Raw genomic sequence first — 2,572 nt, 5'->3', positions numbered from 1 at the left:
ATCCGGGGGTCGACGACGGGCGGCAGGCGAAGGAGATCCCCCGCGGCTACCACCGGCTGACCCGGGCCCGCCCGGGCGCCACCCTGCACCTGACCATCGACCGGGACCTGCAGTTCCAGACCCAGCGGGAGCTGTGCCCGGCCCTGGCCGAGGCGGGTGCGACCTTCGGCGCCGCGGTGGTCCTGGACGTGCGTACCGGCGAGGTGCTGGCCCAGGCGAGCTGCCCGGGGTTCGACGCGGCGAAGCCGCTGCTGTCCGAGCCCGCCGAGCGGGCCGACGTCGCGAGCAGCGTCGCGGCCGAGCCGGGCTCCACCACAAGGCCTTCGTCGTGGCCGCCGCGCTGCAGGAGGGCCTGATCACCGCGAGGACGACCGTGCCGGCGAGCGGGCCGCTGGTCCGCGGCGGTACGCCGTTCGCCGACGAGCACCCGCAGCCGGCCGGCACCCGGCTCACCATCCCGCAGGTGCTGGCGTTCTCGTCGAACGTCGGCACCATCGCGGTCGCCGACCGGCTCGGCCCGCAACGGATCTTCGAGTACCAGCAGCGGTTCGGGCTGGGCAGCGTCACCCGCGAAGGCATGCCGGGCGAGAGTGCCGGCCGGTTGCTGCCGCCGCGGCAGTGGAGCCCGTCGGCCTCGGGTTCGGTGCCGATCGGTACGAGCGTGGACGCGACACTGCTCCAGATGGCCGCCGGGTACGGGGCCATCGCCAACGACGGCACGTACATCGCGCCGCGGCTGGTGCACTCGACCGTCGACGCCGGCGGCACGGTGACGCTCGCCTCACCGCCGGAGACCCGGCGGGTGCTCAGCCCCGGGGTCGCCGCCGAGGTACGGCGCATGCTGGAGGCCGTCGTCGTGCTGCCCGGCGCCACCGGGCGTCGTGCGGCTGTCCCCGGCTACCGGGTCGCGGGCAAGACCGGCACGGTGGATCGCCTCGTCGACGGGCAGTACACCAGCGCGAACGCGGTCTCCTTCATCGGCATGGCCCCGGCCGAGGCACCCCGCTACGTCGTCGCCGTCTCCGCCGCGGTGCCCGAGGGGGCCGGGGGTGATGTGGCGGCACCGATCTTCAGCGACATCATGGGACTGACCCTGAGCCGCTACCGGGTGCCGCCGTCGACGACCCGCCCTCCGGCGTACGAGTGAACCCGCAGGGTAGGTTGTGGCTGGCGGGACAGGACGGGCCCGGCGGGACGGTGAAGGGCAGGGGAGGACCGATGACGACGGAGCGGTCCCGATCCACCGGACGCCCGACCCTCGACCAGGTCGCGGAACGGGCCGGCGTCGGGCGCGGCACGGTGTCCCGGGTGGTCAACGGCTCGGCGCAGGTCAGCCCGGGTGCCAAGGCCGCGGTCGAGGACGCGATCGCCGAGCTGGGGTACGTGCCCAACCGCGCCGCCCGCACCCTGGTGACCCAGCGGACCGACTCGATCGCCCTGGTCATCTTCGAGTCCGGGGAACGCTTCTTCGCCGAGCCGTTCTTCGGCCGCATAGTGCAGGCCATCGCGTCGGTGCTGGTGGAGCGCAACCTCCAGATGGTCCTGATGATCTCCCAGTCCCCGCAGGAGCGGGAACGGCTGGAGGGCTACCTGACCCGCCAGCACGTCGACGGCGCCCTGCTGCTGTCGCTGCACGGCACCGACAACCTGATGGACAAGCTGGAGCAGCGCGGCGTGGCCACGGTCCGGGCCGGCCGCCCGGCCGAGGGGGAGTCGGGCTGTTACGTGGACGCCGACAACCGCGGAGGTGCCCGCGAAGCCGTGGAATATCTGCGCCGCTCGGGCCGCCGGCGGATCGCCACGATCACCGGCACCATGGACATGGCTCCGGGCCAGGCCCGCCTCGACGGCTACCGCGACGTGGTCGGCGAGGGGATCGTCGCGCACGGCGACTTCAGCGAGGAGGGCGGCGCCGCCGCGATGCGGCAACTGCTGGCCCGGCACCCGGACATCGACGCCGTCTTCGCCGCCTCGGACATGATGGCCGCGGGCGCGCTGCGCACGATGCGCGAGCAGGGGCTGTCGGCACCGGGTGACATCGCGGTGATCGGCTTCGACGACTCGGTGATCGCCGGGCACACCGATCCGCCGCTGACCAGCGTGCACCAGCCGATCGAGGAGATGGGCCGGCAGATGGTCCGGCTGCTGCTCGCCAAGATCGACGGCGAGGACCCCGGCCCGGGCGGCCCGGTCCTCAGCACCCGCCTGGTCCTCCGCGGCTCAGCCTGACCCCCGCTCGGCCGCTTCCGCTCGGCCGCTTCCGCTCGGCCGCTTGAGCTCGCCCGCTTCCGCTCAGCCGGAGCTTCCGCTCGGCCGCTTGAGCTCGGCCGCGCCGGGGACCGGCCGCTCAGCTGGAGCGCAGCGCTTCGTCGAGATCGGCCAGGCGGGCCCGCAGGATCCTGGCGGCGGCGGCGTCCACGCTGCCCTCGGCGATCCGGTCGTTGAGCTTGCGCCGCAGCTCGGCCACCTGGTCGTCGGCCCGGCGGCCGTCCCCGCGGTTACTATGCGGACCTGCCGGCCAAGCAGTTCTCGTACGCGCTGTCGAACCGCCGCGGCGAATACCCGATGTGGC

At 74.0% G+C, this 2,572-nt stretch carries 2 protein-coding genes and 1 pseudogene; all 3 read left to right on the top strand.

From position 1 onward, the window contains the following. Positions 1 to 356: pseudogene (locus AB0C29_RS43015) on the top strand (hypothetical protein); the annotation flags it as partial. Continuing rightward, complete coding sequence (locus AB0C29_RS43010; protein ID WP_360833368.1) at positions 329 to 1,147, top strand: penicillin-binding transpeptidase domain-containing protein; 819 nt, start codon at positions 329 to 331, stop codon at positions 1,145 to 1,147. The pseudogene AB0C29_RS43015 and the gene AB0C29_RS43010, both read left to right, overlap by 28 nt. 71 nt (positions 1,148 to 1,218) lie before the next feature. Continuing rightward, positions 1,219 to 2,229 carry a LacI family DNA-binding transcriptional regulator gene (locus AB0C29_RS43005; RefSeq protein ID WP_360543209.1) on the top strand — a complete coding sequence of 337 codons (1,011 nt, stop codon included), beginning with the start codon at positions 1,219 to 1,221 and terminating at the stop codon, positions 2,227 to 2,229. The last annotated feature ends 343 nt before the right edge of the window (positions 2,230 to 2,572 follow it).

It is taken from the genome of Actinoplanes sp. NPDC048791 (assembly GCF_040650095.1).
Taxonomy (GTDB): Bacteria; Actinomycetota; Actinomycetes; order Mycobacteriales; family Micromonosporaceae; genus Actinoplanes.
This window is presented reverse-complemented; position numbering and strand designations above follow the sequence as displayed.

Excerpts from the sequence above, each read along its gene's own strand:
- AB0C29_RS43005 (WP_360543209.1), top strand. The coding sequence starts at position 1,219 with ATGACGACGGAGCGGTCCCGATCCACCGGACGCCCGACCCTCGACCAG.